The sequence below is a fragment of the Paenibacillus maysiensis genome (genome assembly GCF_000520815.1).
GTDB lineage: Bacteria > Bacillota > Bacilli > Paenibacillales > Paenibacillaceae > Paenibacillus > Paenibacillus maysiensis.
Window position 1 is genome coordinate 34,573 of record NZ_ASRY01000341.1, and the last position, 16,581, is coordinate 51,153.

The following is a 16,581-nucleotide window of genomic DNA, read 5'->3' on the forward strand; positions in this document are numbered from 1 at the left end:
GGTAGTGCTTTGCTTTTTTAAGCAGCTTATTTAATGATTTAACGCGTGAAAATAGAAAAGTGTCAACCTGCCTTGATTCGTATGATTTTTGATTATATCAACTTATGACTTCAAATGTAATATATAAATATCATTTTTGACCGCAAAACCTTTATTTTTCATGTAAAATAGGGCATAGCGTTATTTTATAATTTATAGTTAAAAGAAGGGTTGAGCATGAGAGATGTCAGTGCTTATTATCCGGTTGGTGGACGGGTTATTCTGCATGTCGATATGAACGCATTTTATTGTTCTGTTCATGCAGCGGAGGAACCGGAGAAATACAAGGGGTTGCCTACCGCGGTCGCGGGCAGCAGTGAGCTGCGCAGAGGTGTAATCGTAACCTGTTCCTATGAAGCCCGGCGATTGGGCATCTCAACAGGGATGGTCGTCCAGCAAGCCCGGCGGATTTGTCCGCAGCTCATCGTGATTCAGCCTGATTTTCACTTGTACCGTCGTTATTCCAAAGCTTTTATGAGCATTGCTTATTCGTATACACCTATGTTGGAGGCAACTTCAATTGATGAATGTTATCTGGATATTACAGGTTCCAAGCAGTTTGGAACGCCGATGGAGATCGCGGAGGAAATCCAGCGCAGAGTAGCTGACGAACTGGGACTGCCTTGCTCAATCGGAGTGGCGCCCAACAAGCTTCTTGCCAAAATGGCCTCTGACCTGAAAAAGCCGCGCGGAATTTCTGTTTTGCGCTTGCGTGATGTGCCAAAGGTTTTGTGGAATCTCCCCTGTGGTCAATTGTTTGGTGTGGGACGAAAAACGGCCGATAAGCTTCGGGAAATGAATATTCGCACCATTGGCCAATTGGCCAAGGCGGACGAGCATATGCTGATCGACGTATTTGGCGTGACTGGCTCGTGGTTAAAGCTGGCTGCTAACGGGATTAATCATTCTTCGGTCAATACCGAGCGGGAGCCGAACAAGTCTATCGGACACACCACTACCTTGCCCATGGATGTGGTGGGGCTGGAGGAAGCCCAACGGGTGCTTCTCAATATCAGCGATCAGGTAGCCCGCCGGCTTCGACGGCATGGCATGCTGGCAGGAGGTATTCAGCTGACCATTCGGACGCCGGAGATGAAGACCTTTACGCGTTCTCAAGTAAGGAGTATTCCTACGGAAAGCGCAGAGGACATATATAAGGAAGCTTGTGCGCTGTATCGGCGGCATTGGGGAGAGGGCAAGCCTGTTCGCCTGCTGGGAATTACGCTTCAGCAGCTAATCCCGAAGGAAGAAGCTGCCGTTCAAATGGATCTATTTGAATACAAGGACCAGCCCAAAAAGGAAAGCTTGCTGAAGACGATGGATGCATTACGAGACAAGTTTGGCGAAAATGCAGTTCTGACCGCCGGGATGTTGGGAGATGACCCTTCGGTACTTCTTCGGAACTCCAAACTGCGCGGAACTTCGCTGCAAAAAGACAATCTCCAGACGCCTGAGTAAACTTTTGGATGAGTTTATGTGAAGCAGCGAGGCGTAAAGCTATAAGTATTTTTTGGATAAAGGATCAATGAAAATAATTTGTAAAATTTTTTTGTTTGTATTAATATGTGAATAGAATGCAAAAGCTGGTTTGTTTGATTGTATAGGAGGCAGAGAAGAGTTATGGCTAAATACACTTGGGTAGAAAAAGATACATGCATCGCGTGCGGAGCTTGTGGTGCTACAGCGCCGGACATTTATGATTATGATGATGAGGGCCTGGCTGAAGTGATCTTTGATGGGGATGGTAACCAAGGCATCAAGGCAATTTCAGATGACCTGTTTGATGATATGCAGGATGCTTGCGATGGTTGTCCTACAGATTCTATTAAAGTTGCAGACGAGCCTTTCAATAAAGAAGGTTAAGTCTACGCTATCTTGGATAGGCACAGCACCGACAGCACTCTTTGCCGTACAACGGTGAAAAGGTGCTGTCGGTGCTGTTTTTTTTATGTGCTGTCCATATGGCCTGTTTTGACCGATATACATAGTAAAGAATAGGGTAAGACTACACGATCAGGAGGATCCGATGAATCATTCGCCTCATCTTAAATCGTATGTAAAAATGCACCCTGATAATAAAATGGCCTGGTATTTGCTCGGCAAAGAGTATGAGAGCAGTGGTCAGGAGGGGAAAGCAAATTATTGTTTCAATCGCGCGGGTGAAGTGTTCGAAGCCTTCGAGCATAAACAGATTCCGGCAGACGTATGGATGGAGTATCAGGATAAAGTGGTGCAGATGTCCAAGGAGAAGGCGCGGAGAACGGCTCGAACGCGTTATTTGCTAACTACGTTGATGGTACTTCTTCTAATATGGGTACCTTCAGCCAATTCGCCGGGTCATTCGAGGGAAAGTGCATCCGTTCCGCCTGGAACAGAGCGTGTGGCAGCCGACAATGTCAAAGTGGCAGGAGAGCAAGCTTCTGACCCGAATAAAGTGGCTCAGATCGGTGGGCCTGGTGCTGGTGGTGTGTTCACGGCCCAAGCACGCACAGGCAGTTCAGCAGGAACGGCACTTGCAGATATGCTGGCAAAGGCTGGTCGTCTTCCGGCCGAGACTACAGTGCTGGGTATGGAGCAAAGCGGTTCTTGGCTGCTCTGGAGAGATCGTATGCAACCGCTGCTTAGCTTGCAAAACAAAGGTAATGGAGGCTTAGTCGTCCAGTCTTACGACGCAGCAGCTTGTGCTTGTAAGCCGTCTGACAGTGAAAAGCTTCGAAAAGCAGGTCTGCAATGGGCTGCGGGACAGGAAGAACTGGCTGTGCTGAATAGCTCCATGCGTGCTTTTCGTACGCAGCATCAACGTCTTCCTCAAAGTCTCGATGAGCTGACCCGAAGGTTTCCGAATAATATGATGTACGGTACGACAGACGGAATGAAGAAGGCTTTTGCACCTATGCGCGGTTTACTTGCTTCACAGGGACAGAGGGCTGAAGGAGCAGCAAGTCAACAAGCTGGCTCGTCGGCTGAAAGCAGTCCTTTGCTGGCGTCGTCGCTGTATGGACGGCCTTTTCTGGGGCAGCCGCTGCGGATTGTGGTAGACAAGTCGAAGCACAGGCTCGGATTGGTGAGTGGCAATGTGCTGATCCGCAATTATGCTATCGGTTTGGGCGGAGAGCGGACTCCGGAAGGGAAGTTTGTTATTACGGATAAAGTCGTAAATCCGAACGGCAAGTCCAACGGTGAGTTTGGCAGCCGCGGTATGCAGCTGTCTGCAACGAATTATGCCATCCACGGCACGAACGAGCCGGACAGTATTGGCAAAAATGAGTCATTGGGCTGCGTTCGCATGGGCAAACAGGATGTGGAGGAGTTATTTGCTCTCGTACCTTCAGGTACGGAGGTGGTCATTGGTACCGGGGGACTGCCTGATCAAGTGCTTGTGCCTGGCTCCCGATTTACGACTGAGCCGCAGCACGACCAGACCAATCCCCGCAAAACCTATCACTGGCTAAATTAATCCTTAACGCTATTGCTACGTGTAGTTTAACGATTTCCCGCTTGTGCCAAAACAACGACCAGAACAATCACAATGATGAGGAGAACAAAACTGACGGCGGTCCATACAATCGCTTTCTTGTTCACCTCGTCCTTTTTCTTTTGCAGACTTGGCGGCTTGCGCTTGGTCTTCATATCAGCAATCCCTCTTTTCTGACGGGCTATAGCCCTGTCTTACTATGTCCATTGTAAATGGTTTGATTATACATTTTCAATGACATCTCCATGACAACTGAATTGTTCCTGATGCTGCACCTCCGCAAATTACTTTCTTTTTGGTATGGAAAAAGCTAAACTATTTTGTAGAGATGTTTTTTTAGGATTGCGCAAGGGCATAGAACGGAGTGGATGAATCGTGTTGTATCGAAGGATTGTGAAACCTGTTTTTTTCAAAATGAGTCCAGAGACGGCCCACCATGTAGTCATTGACGGGTTAAAGCATGCGGGCTCACTTCTTGGCGGAGCGACAGCGCTGCGGGGAATGTACGGGGTCAAGGAGACGCCGGATTTGGCCGTCGATCTGTTCGGTATTCATTTTCCCAATCCGATTGGACTGGCTGCGGGACTGGATAAAAATGCGGAAGCGGTTGTCGGTTTTTCTTCCATTGGTTTTGGTTTTATGGAAGTAGGCACGGTGACACCTGTGGGACAGCCCGGCAATGACCGTCCTCGTTTGTTCCGGTTGCCTCCCGATGAGGCGTTAGTGAATCGGATGGGCTTTAACAATCTGGGTGCGGAAAGCATGGCTAAACGTCTGGCTACGCTCAAACATCGGCCTGTTCCGGTCGCTGTGAATATTGGTAAAAACAAAAACACGCCTAATGAAGATGCCCATAAGGATTATGAGAAGTGCATTTCCGCGCTGTATCCGTATGCGGACTTTTTTGTAGTAAATATTAGTTCACCGAATACGCCGGATCTACGAAAGCTTCAGCATGGCAGTGAGCTAAAATCGCTACTGGAAGCAGTACGTGCAGAAATGGGAGTACAGGCAACGAAGCATGGCGGAGCCAAGTCAGTGCTGGTCAAAATTGCGCCGGACGTATCGGATGAGGAACTGGAATATATGACAGACGCGATTGCGGCCAGTGGAGTGGACGGCATCATCGCGACGAATACGACAATTTCGAGGGCTGGCCTGACGCACCGGAATGCGAGTGAGACGGGCGGGCTGAGTGGTAAGCCGCTACGTAACCGTTCTACAGAGGTCATCGGACGAGTGTATCGCCAAACCGATGGCAAACTGCCGATTATCGGATCGGGCGGCATTTTCAGCAGTCGTGATGCTTACGACAAAATTAAAGCAGGCGCAAGCCTGATTGAAATTTATACAGCATTGATCTATGAGGGACCGGAAGTGAACCGGACATTACATGCCGGTCTGCGTGAGCTGCTGCGAAAGGACGGCTTTAGACACATTAGCGAGGCTGTTGGTGCAGATCACAGATAAAAAAGTGTTGTCGGAAGAGACAGGAGGTACGGGATGGACGGAAGAGACTGGGGAACATTTTTGCTGCCATATGATCAGGCGGTGGAGGAGCTTAAGGTCAAGTTCAAAACAATGCGTGCGGAGCTGAAAAAGCGCGAGGAATACGCTCCTATCGAATTCGTAACCGGACGAGTGAAAAAAATATCAAGCATCCTCGATAAAGCGAAGAGATTACAGGTTCCTTCTGATCAGCTGGAGACGGGAATCGAGGATATTGCAGGAATCCGCATTATGTGCCAATTTGTTGAGGATATTCGGCGGGTAGCCGAGTACATTCGAAGACGCAAGGATTTGACCGTACTGTATGAAAAGGACTATATAACCAATTATAAAGATAGCGGATACCGTAGCTTTCATATGATTGTGGAATATCCGGTGCAAACAGCGCTTGGATTAAAAATTGTGCTGGCAGAAATTCAGATTCGTACCTTGGCGATGAATTTTTGGGCGACCATTGAGCATTCCCTCAGCTATAAGTATCGTGAGAGCTTGCCAGATAATATGCGTACACGGTTAAAAAAGGCAGCCGAGGCGGCCTTCGTACTGGACAATGAGATGTCTTCGATGCGTCTTGAAATATTGGAAGCGCAGAAGAAGTTCGAGGATGAAGCGAATATTGTATCCAAAGTGCTGACAGGTATGCACCGACTGTATTTCTACCATAAGATCAGTGAAACGATTGATGCGCAGCGCAGGTTTAATGAGCTGTGGGAGCGGCACGACATGGAAGGAATCAAGCTGCTTCACGATGAGGTCAAAGAGATGCTAGAAGCCTCTACCAAGGAAGAAGACAGGGATGAGGATTAAATGACAAACCTTTCCTACGAACCGCTGTACGTGACTTATTTAGTATACTTCAATCGGGATCGGGATTATTTTGAATGTCACGAGGTACTGGAAGAGCTGTGGCTAAAGCTGGACCGTGACCCTGTATATAAAGGTTTGCTGCAAATTGCTGTAGGGCTGTATCACTTCCGTAACGGAAATTTTCGCGGTGGACATATGTTGCTGGACAGCGCGGTACACAAGCTGGAGCATGCGTCTCCGCAGGCGCTGGGCATTAACATGGCGAAGCTGGTGAACGAGGCGCGTGCTTGCGCCCGCCAGCTTGCCGAGGCCGTTGTAGCTGGCACGGAAGATCTCCAGCACCAGCCGCCGGGTTTTCGGGATTTGACGATTGAAATCGTCGATCCCGTGCTACGCCAGGCTGTGGAGGAGGCATCGCCGTCCATACCAGCCAACATCCCGCAGCAGAGAGGCCCGCGGCGTGGGGAGAAGCATGAGCAGCGCCAGCAGGCGCTTGAGGCTTCTGTGAGGCGTAGACAGGCGGCCCGCAGTTCCTCTACCTCGCCTAGTACGAAGGGGACGACGTAATCTGAGGCGTGTCCATGAAAGCAAGCAGCCCGATCCGTTTCAGGGATCGGGCTGCTTTATCGTTCAGTAGCCTAGCCGTGTGGAAGTCGTTTAGGAGGTTGTTTAGGAAGTTACATTCTTTTTATATTTGTCAAAGAAGGCTTTGAAATCGTCGAGTGTGTACCCGTTGTCCGAAGGACTTTCCTTCAACCCGCCTACCATGCGTTCCTTTTCCACGCCTTTTTCGTAATAAATAAGCGTAGGGGTATACTCAATCTTATACTTGTCCCAGCCATCCTCATACTCACGCAGGTTAAATTCGTGCATCGTGACGTTCTCCTGCTTGCTCAAAGACATGAGCTTGGGAGTGGTGGCGCGGCAATGAACACAGTCAGATGCAAAATGATAGACGAAAAAGTTTTCCTTTTTGTCAATTTTGCTTTGCAGATCCTCCGGTTTAATAATCTGCTGATAGTTTGGATCATTCAGCAGCTCTTGGGTGGCAGGTTTTAACGAGGCTGTGGAAACGCCATACAGCTTGTTTTTAGTGCCTGAATTCAAAGCGAGCAGCACCCCAAGCAAAATGACGAGCACAACAAAAAAGCCAATGACAGGTATAAGCTTTTTTTTGTTGGATTTTTGAGCGTTCAATGCAATCTCTCCTATCAAAATTCAAAATATGTAGCTATGAATCTCATTATTATACAACATTACAGTTTGTAGTGGAAGTTTGTAAATCACACGGATATTGCAGCTTAACATGTTGATTATGGTACAATAAATTTTATTTTAACAGGACAGGATGATTACAATTATGGGTGTACAGCTCCCTACAGCATTTGTGAAGCGCATGAAGCAATTGCTCGGCGACGAGTTTGAGGCTTTTATGGCTGCTTATGACCATACGCCTCATGCCGGGATACGCGTCAATACGTTAAAAATTTCGGTGCAGGCGTTTAAGGCGATTTCGCCCTTTGAACTGCGGCCAATTCCGTGGTGTGATACAGGTTTTTATGTTCCGTACGGCACCAAGCCGGGGTTACATCCTTATTATCATGCGGGACTGTATTATGTGCAGGAACCAAGTGCAATGTCTCCAGTAGAATTGCTAAATGTTGCTCAGGGTGAGGCTGTATTGGACTTGTGCGCTGCACCGGGCGGGAAATCGACCCAAATTGCGGCCAAGCTGCAAGGAAGCGGTCTGCTCGTAACGAATGATATTAGCGCGGATCGAACCAAGGCGTTGGCTAAAAATGTGGAATTATACGGTGTGCGAAATGCCGTGGTACTGAATGAAAGCCCGGATCGAATCGCAGATGCCTTCCCTCATTTTTTTGACAAAATATTAATTGATGCACCTTGCTCGGGTGAAGGGATGTTTCGCAAGGATGAGGATATGGCGAAGCAATGGGAAAACCATTCGGTGGACAAATGTGTAGTTATGCAGCGGGATATTTTGCGAGTGGCAGCATCTATGTTAAGTAACGGTGGAAGAATTGTTTATTCGACCTGTACCTTTGCGCCGGAAGAAAATGAAGGGATGATCGCAGAGTTTCTGGAGGCACATCCTGATTTTGATGTTGTTCCTGCTCCTTCAGGAACGGGTTTTGCTCCAGGTCACCCGGAATGGGTGAGTGAAGCGGTTGCGGTAGACCATCCGGAACTGCGTGGAACGGCACGCCTTTGGCCCCATCTTATAGAGGGTGAGGGTCATTTTATCGCTGTGTTGCAACATCAAGGCAGTCGTACAGCTACAGCGGATAATCAGGGAACGGTCGAATCCTTTAAATCCGCCGACAAGGACGAAAAGGCTTTGAGCATAGGTACAAGCGTAGGTGTGGATCGTACTCGTAAGAAGCAGCGGCTGTCCGTCAAGGAAGCGCCGACGCCAGGTGGACAGAGCAGGTCTGCAACTGGAGAGCACAAACGAAGTGGCAAAGGGATGGGCGGGAAATCGGGTAAAGGAGCGAATGCACGCGGCTTCGGCACCAACAAATCTCGTTTCGGCAAAGATGCGGCAAAATGGGCTGAGAGCGGACAACATGATGTACTGGAGTCCTATCTCTATTTTGTACAGGAGCAGCTTGAGGCGTCATTTGCAGGCCATATGGTAGTTTACGGAGATCGGATTTATCAGTCGCCGCTGGAATCTCATCGTCTGGACGGGCTTAAGGTGGTCCGTCCGGGCTGGTTTATGGGAACAGACAAGAATGGTCGGTTTGTGCCTTCGCACCCGCTGGCGGTGGCTTTGCGTCCTTCTGAGGTGGTCAGGAGCATAAACCTCTCCAGTTCAGACACAGAAGCCATCCGTTATTTGAAAGGTGAAACGTTATCCATCCCGGTCCAGAGAATGACGTTGCGGAACGAAGCACAGCCCAAAGGCTACGCTCTCGTATGCATTGACGGATATTCTGCCGGATGGGGCAAATGGCAGGACGGTATGCTCAAAAATGAATACCCTACAGGCTGGAGGTGGACATCGGTATGAGTGGGAAAGGAAGACAGACGCAGCGTTTGGACAAGGTTCTAACCCATATGGGATACGGTTCGCGCAGTGATATCAAGAGACAGGTAAAGCAAGGGATGATTACCGTGAACGGTCGGACTACCAAGGATAGCGGCTTGCAGGTTCATCCGTACAACGATCAGATTGAAGTGAACGGGGAACGGGTTGTTTTTCGGGAGTACATTTATATCATGTTGCATAAGCCACCGGGCGTTATATCCGCTACCGAGGATACAAGAGAGCAGACGGTGCTGGATTTACTGAGTGCGGAGGAACGGCATTTTGAGCCTTTCCCGGTAGGACGGCTGGATAAGGACACGGAAGGGCTGCTATTGTTAACGAACGATGGCAAGCTGGCGCATGAACTCTTATCTCCACGACGACATGTTCCCAAAACGTATGAGGCTACGGTGTCGGGACATGTGACGGAAGAGGATATACGTCAATTTGCAGCAGGGGTGGAGTTGGATGACGGCTATGTTACCCTTCCGGCCCAATTGACCATTCTTCGTCATGAAAAAGCGCAAGGGGCAGATGAAGAAGTCATTTCATACATTTCACTTGTGATCCATGAAGGAAAGTTTCATCAGGTGAAGCGCATGTTTGAGGCGGTTGGCAAAAAGGTTACGTATTTGAAAAGAACGGCGATGGGTCCGTTAACGCTGGATGATCAGCTACCCTTGGGCAGCTATCGTGAGCTGTCAAACGAGGAGTTGGCATGGATCGGCCGGGATTTGGCATCTGCAACGTCAGAGGCTTGATGGATATAGTGAAGCAGCAATGACGCACAGGCTCTTATGGGAGTTCCCTGTGCGTCATTTTACTATACAGACTATGATTTACAGCTAACATATGGGAGACTGCATGTTTATTGTGCGCGTGCCGCCCGGCTTTTTTTTACTTCTGCTGCCTTATAAGCTGTGACCTTGTTTTTGCCCGTTGTTTTGGATATGTACATAGCCTGATCGGCCTGTTTAACCAGTTCATCCGGGTTCATTTCCTTCTTTAACGTGCTGTGCCCGACGCTGATGGTCACGATGCTTTCATCGGCGACCCGTTCACGGATTCGTTCCGCGACCTGTCCGACCTTGGCCCGCCGATCAACCACCATCGCGACCAACTCCTCACCGCCGTATCTTCCGGTTAGTCCGATTTCATCCAGTTCTTCTTCCATAATCTGTGCAACCTGTTTAAGTACATCATCCGCGCGGGCATGGCCCTGCGTATCATTCAGCTTTTTGAAATTATCAATATCGCAAAAAATGACCGACACGCGGATTCCCTGCTCCATATATCGCCGCAATCGCCCCGAAAAGTATTTACGGTTATACAGGCCAGTCAAACCATCAGTAATGGAGGAACGGTAAATCCGTTGAAGCAGCTCCACAATCCGTTCAAACAGGATTAGAAACAACGTAGTGTAATACAGCAATGGCAAAAATGACATCCATAGGACTGTGCTTGTTGCAACTTTTTCAGCCGGAATGTCGGCTCGCAACCACAGACAGCCAAGCCAAAGCAAATAGAACAGCAAGCCCAGTGCAAACTTTTTGGGCTGACCGATTCGTGGGATGATGAACACTAGGCTTAAAGTAAGCACAATGAGTCGATAAAGCAGGGTGAACCCGACGAGATTTGCTGCGCTGATCCAACTGGGCAGCAATCCGGCAGCCCATGCACTAACTGGCAATATCAGTAGCGCTCCCAGCAATAGCAAAGACCATGCTCCTGCACGTTTTAGCTTCCGGTAGAGCTGAAATACGGCGGCATTGGTAAGCACGAAGGCAGCAGCCTCCAGCGTATTTTGCCACACGATTCCTTGCAGCGGCATTGTGCCGCCACCTGCCGAATAGAGATTCATGGCTTCATATGTCATAATAAAAATAGTGGCAACCGAAAAAAGGATATAGGCTTTTTTTCGCTGTCTGCTATATATGATCACGCACATCAGCGCCATCATGAGTATAATATACAAACCGCAGGCGGCACTTACAGCTCCGGCCAGAGATGGGAAACCGAAGGTTCCCGATAAGGACAACAACGTCAACGTCACCGACTCCATCTGTATAGATAGTCAGTCTATTGAACGGGGGATATCGTTTCCGATACAATAGACAGGATTTATTCCATTTAAAATGTTATAATTTTCTTTTGTACTTAACAATTATTCTCAATATATCATTTTTCAGAAAATCCGGAAACCTATACATACAACCTGTGTTCCGGGCAGTACAACGCTTGAAAGGGGAAGCACGTCATGAAATTGCTACAGGCTCTCTTTTTCCCACCCGAGCAACCGGGCGGCGTTTCATCTATGATTCCATATCTGCAAGAGCGATTTATGTCCTCGCGTTGGGAAATGGAGCTATTTTCAATCCCTAAACGGATTCGCAACAAGGGCAGGGATGAAGTGATATTTGATACCTTTGACTGGACGCAATATGAACAATATCCGATTGTCCAAAAATATATTCAGACGTACCGTGACTATTTGTGGTGGACCCGGCTTCGCATTCAGAAGCCCTTTGATCTCATTCATGCTCATCACCCGATTGCCGGGATTGCTATGAAAACTGTTTTTCCCGACATCCCGCTCGTTCAGACGATTCACTCTTCTTATGAGAAGGAGTTAATTCTAAACGGTAAAATAGAGGAGAACGGTCCCGAGCATCAATTTCTGGTGTCCTTGTATCGGGAGCTGGAGCATAAGGCCGATCGCCTGATTGCAGTATCTCATTCTTTCCAGCATTACTTGACGCCTTATGTACAAAATCCGCAAGATATTGTGGTCATTCCGAATGGATATGATGAGAAACGTTTTAAGCCCATACCACATGAAAATGAAGTGACACAGCTTATAACCGTCTGCCGCCTCGTCCCAGCTAAAGGATTGGATATTTTGTTACAGGCCTGCGCTGAGTTGAAAAAGAGAAATCAGCATTATGTGCTGCATATTATCGGAGATGGTCCCATTCGACCCGAGCTGGAAGAGCTGGCGCGGCAGTTGGATATTTACCATGAAACGATCTTTTATGGATACACGCTTCATCCAGAAGAGTTTATGCCTTTTTTTGATGTGTTTGTTTTGCCTTCACGAGCGGAGGCCTTTGGTTCCGTGTTTGCGGAGGCCGCTTTGAGCTGTTTGGCTTTGGTGGGTACAGAGGTGGGAGGAATACCGGAGCAAATTGAGGATGGCGTAAATGGTCTGCTTGTGCCACCCGACAGTCCGGGGGCACTTGCAGACGCATTGGAAAAGGTTATCGCAGACCCTGCCTATCGTTATGAGCTGGCGCGATCTGCCTGCGACAAGGCTAAATCGAGCTATTCCCTGAGCAGGGCTGTCAATGAGCTAAAGAAAATGTATTTGAAATTCCAGCCCTAACCATGGCGTGTACCACCTGATTTTGAATCAGAATGCCGAAAGCTGGAGCGAGGACGTGAGGAACGGAAGGGTCCCCCACGTCCTGCCATGATCAGCTTGCTCACCCACATCAGACTAAGCATCCCGAAAATGGGATATAGAACGGACAGCAGTGAGCTGAAACCAAACTGACTGATTAGAAAACATGTGAGCATAATGAATAGTGTGATGAGCTTAGGCGAAATTTGGATATGCTGGCGGATTTGCAGACTGACACCGTAAATGTCGGCCACAAAGGTACTGAAGATTTCCATGAAAATGAGTAAAATATAAATGATTTCGACCAGGGCCCCCAGACGGTAAGCAATGCTTCCCATCGGGATCTCAAATTGCCGAATTCCCGGCATATGTGCCGACATGGCAAAGTGAGCAGACATGAGCATAAACCCGACGCCAATCCCGCCCAAAACCCCGCCCCAGCGAATCGTTTTGCGGGAAAAGGTTTGACTGCCGAGTGGTACAAGCACAGCTTGGGCCATTGCCAGATTGAAGGAAGTATACAGCAGCGGAGAAATCCAGGCTCGCAGTATACTATAATCGGACGTATTTGTAATAAAGCTCTGCGGGTTTGGCATGGAGAGTGTGCTGTTAATGAGCAGGATAGACATAATCATCATCATAGGGACAACAATGGTGTTCATATGCAGGATAGCCTTGATTCCTTTGCTCAGCAGTAGATATGTTCCGATCAGTGTAATGAGCAGTCCGGTCTGGTAATGCAGGTGGAGGCGTTCAACGAAAACAGAACCCGCTCCTGCCAGCATAACACTGTTGACACCAATGAGTATGATGAGCGTGAACCAGCTAATCCATTTGCCGGCTCTGGCTCCAAAAAGGTGCTTGTTCAGATCCTCGTAGGACCGAGCTGAAATATCGTGAGCGATCAGCATCATTTTCGTACCCAGCCATACAAATATGAGTGTGGACAGCATGATGGTGAGTGTAGCCCAACGTCCGTACTGTGTAAAAAACTGCAATATTTCTTGTCCGGTAGCAAATCCGGCACCGACGATTGTTCCGATGTATGTAAAAGCAATCTGCAAAACATGAATATTACGTTTCATCCCCAGTCCCTCCTTGCCTGCTTGAATAACGCTGTAGCGAGCATATAATACAAACTATGTTCAACTGAAATGGGACATGACTGGATGAGACTGAAAATAATTATTTTGAATTTAACGATTAGCTTGACGGGAGCGTAATTTATGGGTCAAATCCTTGCATGGATACTGGAATACGGATATTTGGCAATGTTCGGCTTGCTTGCCCTTGGAGTAGCTGGTATGCCGATACCTGACGAAGTGCTGATGATCGCCTTCGGCGGGCTTGTGTCTCAAGGACACTACAACTTTATTGCCGCGCTGGCAGTCACATTTTCCGGAAGTATGACTGGCATGATGCTCAGTTATACGCTCGGTCGTTTGCTTGGCAAGCCGCTGCTGCACCGATACGGTAAATGGGTGAGGCTTACGCCATCGAGAATTGCTTCTTCCGAGAACTGGTTCGGACGCTACGGCACTTGGGGCATTCTGTTCGGTTACTTTGTCCCTGGCTTGCGACATGTGTCCTCATATCTGGCAGGTACGACCCGTTTGAGCGTCTTTCGCTATATGATGTATGCATCGGCGGGCGCATTGCTGTGGTGCGGTACGTTTCTGGGAATTGGACATGCGGTGGGCATGCACTGGGAACAGGTGGCGAAGCTGATGGAAAGGGTGACACATCGGGTAGGGCTGGCAGTCATTCTTCTGATTATTTTGGGAGGAATAGTCGCGTGGTTTTGGAATAAGCGTAAAAAAAATGTCACATGAACGTATGGGAAAGCAAGCTATGGCTTGAAAACGTCAGGTGATGTATGGTACTTTTACCGCATAGGAATGCCGTGGGAGGTCATGGAATGGAAGTATTAAAGGAACGGATTTTAAAAGAAGGCGTCGTTGCGTCGGATCAGGTGTTGAAGCTGGATGGCTTACTTAATCACCAGGTTGATCCGGAGTTGACGATGGAAATGGGACGAGAGTTCGCAGCCCGTTTCCGGGAAGAGAATATCACGAGAGTGGTAACCGTGGAATCCTCAGGTATTGCCATAGGTTTCGCAACAGCATTGGAGCTGGGTGTACCGCTGGTGTTTGCCCGCCGCAAAAAAACTTTATTGGCCGACCCGGACGCATTATGCGAACGTGTGCCTTCATTTACGAAAGGCATTGTCACGGACATTATGCTGTCCCGTCAATTTATTCATGAGCATGACCGTGTTCTGTTCATTGATGATATTATCGCCAATGGTGATGCCGCAAGAGGTATGGTCAAAATCATTCAACGCTCCGGTGCGGAGCTGGTCGGATTCGGCGTGGCCGTGGAAAAATGCTTCCAGGCTGGAGCGAGAACGATCCGGGAGCAGGGTATACGGGTAGAGTCACTTGTCAGAATTTCATCGTTAACGGACGGCAAGATCGAGTTTGCCGAATAGTAACAATTCAGAAACTGCTGATCCTTATTTCTAATAATAACCTTTGCATGAGCTTCAATTTCGCTTATAATATAGATAAGGTTTTGGGAGAGGAGGCAGCAACATGGGGAAAGAGCAATTGACCGAACAGTTTTTTCTGGAAAAACTGGCAGCGGCTAAAGTACATTTTGAACGTGCCTTGGATTGTAAGCATACGGAATTTGACGATTTGTATCCCTATATGATTGAACATCCTCAGTTTTTTTGGTACAAACGCTATGTGGCCTGGTCTGAGTTGTTGACGTTGGTTAACTTATGCGAAGAATTGTCCTTCTCTTGGAAAGAAGAATTTACTGCCCACCAAGTGGAGTACGTAGATCAGCGAGTGTTGTCTGCACAAGTGCTGGACTTCTGGTACGAGAAGAACGATACAAAAGAACATGATCACAGTGTAAATCAATCGGGATAATTTGTTGCTCTGTTGGCAATCCATATAAGTAGTAAGAGGGAAGAGACCTAAATGATTTTGTTTAGGTCTCTTTTTAAACTTTTTAATGTGCATAAATGATAGCCGCAATATTAGAAAAAAGTGTATAAGGAGGGACAAGGATGATTAAGGATGAAGATTTAGATGCCTATCGGCTCTCCGGTGAGAAGGTACGCGTCGTGCGGGATGGACTGGAGTCCAACGATGTGATTGGTATTGTGCTGGCGTGGGACGAGGAGCAGGTGCTTATTCGCCGCCAGAATCGGCGTGTGGTCAAGCTGGATCGCAGCTATACATATCAGCCTTTCAGCGAGCCGCGTCATAATCCAGTAGAGATGGATTAGGGGAATGGGCTTCGGGTTGGCTGGATAAAAGGGTTTGAAGTGACTGGAAAAAATAGGTGTACGCCTTGATGGCATATGCAGCCTGTAAACCGGGCACAGTACATAAGAATATACTCCATATGAGAGGGTGTGCTGTGTCTTGACGGTTATGAATGAAAAAATACATGCGTATAAGGATCAAATCAGTCATTTAGAGAATAAGTTGCCTGAGGTAGTCCAAGCATATCACCGTTTTACCGGAGAGTGTTTTCAAGCCGGGAGTCTGGATGAAAAGAGCAAGCAACTGATCGCTCTAGGTATTGGTTTGTTTGCCAATAATGAGGTATGCACATTTTATCACGTTGATGAGGCTCGGTCCAAAGGAGCTAGTGATCAGGAGATTATGGAGACCATAGCTGTAGCTGCAGCGGTAGGCGGAGGACACGCTCTAAGCCAAGGGGTTACACGTGTACAGAAGGCGCTGCAATAAAGCGAATTATTAATGGATATGCTTCACACTCATTCATAGCGGGTAGGAATGGATAACGATAGCTGATTATGTAAAGAAGCTTCCGAGCACGGTTGTGCCTGCGGAAGCTTCTTTCGTTTGCGGGCTGTGCGGGGATTATGCACTTCCGCTTGCAGCAGAAGCAGCAGGGCGAAGCGATTTACGCTTATAGGCCGAGGAGGATGTAACCAGACTTCGTTCAACAAACCGTAGGGGCTTGGAAGCTGAGCGGCTGTCTGGAAACTCGGGGCGTTGCTTTTCGGGTAAAGGGAAGGCAGCTGTATGAGGCATAGAGGTAGAAAGCCCCAGATAAGCGCGCATTCGTTCATACATTTCTTTGCGGAATGCAGGCATAGCCATACTGAACTGCTCTTTATTTCCTTTACTTATATAGGTGGCGTGGACGCCTGAGTGGTTTTGTTGTATGTCCAAAACACGAATATGACATTTATTAAATTCATGTTTTATTTCAGATACTGTACTTGCTCAAAATCAGTTCCATGAAATGTAA

At 48.0% G+C, this 16,581-nt stretch carries 19 protein-coding genes; 14 read left to right on the top strand and 5 right to left on the bottom strand.

Translation table 11 applies throughout. From position 1 onward, the window contains the following. Positions 1-216: 216 nt before the first annotated feature. The 3 genes from L696_RS0127285 to L696_RS0127295 all read left to right on the top strand — a co-directional run bounded on the left by L696_RS0127285 (position 217) and on the right by L696_RS0127295 (position 3,496). A complete protein-coding gene (locus tag L696_RS0127285) occupies positions 217-1,497 on the top strand; it encodes a DNA polymerase IV (RefSeq protein ID WP_025686471.1) in 1,281 nt (426 codons plus the stop codon). A 162-nt stretch (positions 1,498-1,659) separates the two neighbouring features. Further along, positions 1,660-1,902, top strand: a complete 243-nt coding sequence (locus L696_RS0127290) for a ferredoxin (RefSeq protein ID WP_014280869.1) — start codon at positions 1,660-1,662, stop codon at positions 1,900-1,902. A gap of 163 nt (positions 1,903-2,065) precedes the next feature. Then, positions 2,066-3,496: a L,D-transpeptidase gene (locus L696_RS0127295; RefSeq protein WP_025686472.1), complete on the top strand. Its 1,431-nt coding sequence runs from the start codon at positions 2,066-2,068 to the stop codon at positions 3,494-3,496. A gap of 26 nt (positions 3,497-3,522) precedes the next feature. Here the strand turns inward: L696_RS0127295 and L696_RS31340 are convergent, their stop codons facing one another. After that, positions 3,523-3,669, bottom strand: a complete 147-nt coding sequence (locus tag L696_RS31340) for a hypothetical protein (protein WP_014280871.1) — start codon at positions 3,667-3,669, stop codon at positions 3,523-3,525. 220 nt (positions 3,670-3,889) lie between these two features. On the opposite strand from L696_RS31340, the gene L696_RS0127305 reads away from it, so the two are divergent. Genes L696_RS0127305 through L696_RS0127315 form a run of 3 tightly spaced genes read left to right on the top strand, consistent with a single transcriptional unit; the run spans position 3,890 to position 6,397 of the window. Beyond that, positions 3,890-4,984, top strand: a complete 1,095-nt coding sequence (locus L696_RS0127305) for a quinone-dependent dihydroorotate dehydrogenase (protein ID WP_025686473.1) — start codon at positions 3,890-3,892, stop codon at positions 4,982-4,984. A 33-nt stretch (positions 4,985-5,017) separates the two neighbouring features. Next, positions 5,018-5,830 (top strand): GTP diphosphokinase, encoded by an 813-nt coding sequence (gene yjbM, locus L696_RS0127310; RefSeq protein ID WP_025686474.1) that lies wholly within the window; start codon positions 5,018-5,020, stop codon positions 5,828-5,830. Further along, positions 5,831-6,397, top strand: a complete 567-nt coding sequence (locus L696_RS0127315) for a DUF309 domain-containing protein (RefSeq protein ID WP_025686475.1) — start codon at positions 5,831-5,833, stop codon at positions 6,395-6,397. 102 nt (positions 6,398-6,499) lie between these two features. Here L696_RS0127315 and L696_RS0127320 read toward each other — a convergent pair whose 3' ends face one another. Then, the gene (locus L696_RS0127320) at positions 6,500-7,027 is read right to left on the bottom strand and encodes a thioredoxin family protein (RefSeq protein WP_025686476.1); all 528 of its coding nucleotides are present in this window, start codon (positions 7,025-7,027) and stop codon (positions 6,500-6,502) included. A gap of 163 nt (positions 7,028-7,190) precedes the next feature. Here L696_RS0127320 and L696_RS0127325 point away from each other — a divergent pair, with 163 nt between their 5' ends. Further along, the gene (locus tag L696_RS0127325; protein WP_025686477.1) at positions 7,191-8,864 is read left to right on the top strand and encodes an RsmB/NOP family class I SAM-dependent RNA methyltransferase; all 1,674 of its coding nucleotides are present in this window, start codon (positions 7,191-7,193) and stop codon (positions 8,862-8,864) included. Continuing rightward, complete coding sequence (locus L696_RS0127330; RefSeq protein ID WP_025686478.1) at positions 8,861-9,643, top strand: pseudouridine synthase; 783 nt, start codon at positions 8,861-8,863, stop codon at positions 9,641-9,643. The genes L696_RS0127325 and L696_RS0127330 overlap by 4 nt, the downstream gene beginning before the upstream one ends. Before the next feature lie 107 nt (positions 9,644-9,750). On the opposite strand, the gene L696_RS0127335 is transcribed toward L696_RS0127330, so the two are convergent. Continuing rightward, on the bottom strand, positions 9,751-10,929 hold the full coding sequence (locus L696_RS0127335; RefSeq protein ID WP_025686479.1) for a GGDEF domain-containing protein: 1,179 nt from the start codon (positions 10,927-10,929) through the stop codon (positions 9,751-9,753). A 210-nt stretch (positions 10,930-11,139) separates the two neighbouring features. On the opposite strand from L696_RS0127335, the gene L696_RS0127340 reads away from it, so the two are divergent. Then, complete coding sequence (locus L696_RS0127340; protein WP_025686480.1) at positions 11,140-12,264, top strand: glycosyltransferase family 4 protein; 1,125 nt, start codon at positions 11,140-11,142, stop codon at positions 12,262-12,264. On the opposite strand, the gene L696_RS0127345 is transcribed toward L696_RS0127340, so the two are convergent. Next, positions 12,261-13,367 (bottom strand): YkvI family membrane protein, encoded by a 1,107-nt coding sequence (locus tag L696_RS0127345; protein WP_025686481.1) that lies wholly within the window; start codon positions 13,365-13,367, stop codon positions 12,261-12,263. The genes L696_RS0127340 and L696_RS0127345 overlap by 4 nt on opposite strands. 141 nt (positions 13,368-13,508) lie before the next feature. Between L696_RS0127345 and L696_RS0127350 the strand changes: the two genes are divergently transcribed. From L696_RS0127350 to L696_RS0127370, 5 genes are all read left to right on the top strand, one after another. Then, positions 13,509-14,114 (top strand): DedA family protein, encoded by a 606-nt coding sequence (locus L696_RS0127350; protein WP_025686482.1) that lies wholly within the window; start codon positions 13,509-13,511, stop codon positions 14,112-14,114. 86 nt (positions 14,115-14,200) lie between these two features. Then, positions 14,201-14,773 (top strand): xanthine phosphoribosyltransferase, encoded by a 573-nt coding sequence (locus L696_RS0127355; protein WP_025686483.1) that lies wholly within the window; start codon positions 14,201-14,203, stop codon positions 14,771-14,773. Between the two features lie 103 nt (positions 14,774-14,876). Continuing rightward, complete coding sequence (locus L696_RS0127360; RefSeq protein ID WP_007429850.1) at positions 14,877-15,221, top strand: hypothetical protein; 345 nt, start codon at positions 14,877-14,879, stop codon at positions 15,219-15,221. Between the two features lie 140 nt (positions 15,222-15,361). Beyond that, positions 15,362-15,583 carry a hypothetical protein gene (locus L696_RS0127365; RefSeq protein WP_025686484.1) on the top strand — a complete coding sequence of 74 codons (222 nt, stop codon included), beginning with the start codon at positions 15,362-15,364 and terminating at the stop codon, positions 15,581-15,583. Between the two features lie 139 nt (positions 15,584-15,722). Next, the gene (locus L696_RS0127370; protein WP_025686485.1) at positions 15,723-16,052 is read left to right on the top strand and encodes a carboxymuconolactone decarboxylase family protein; all 330 of its coding nucleotides are present in this window, start codon (positions 15,723-15,725) and stop codon (positions 16,050-16,052) included. A 135-nt stretch (positions 16,053-16,187) separates the two neighbouring features. Here the strand turns inward: L696_RS0127370 and L696_RS0127375 are convergent, their stop codons facing one another. After that, entirely contained in the window at positions 16,188-16,538 is a 351-nt protein-coding gene (locus L696_RS0127375) for a YhjD family protein (protein ID WP_483414263.1), read from the bottom strand. Between the last annotated feature and the right edge of the window lie 43 nt (positions 16,539-16,581).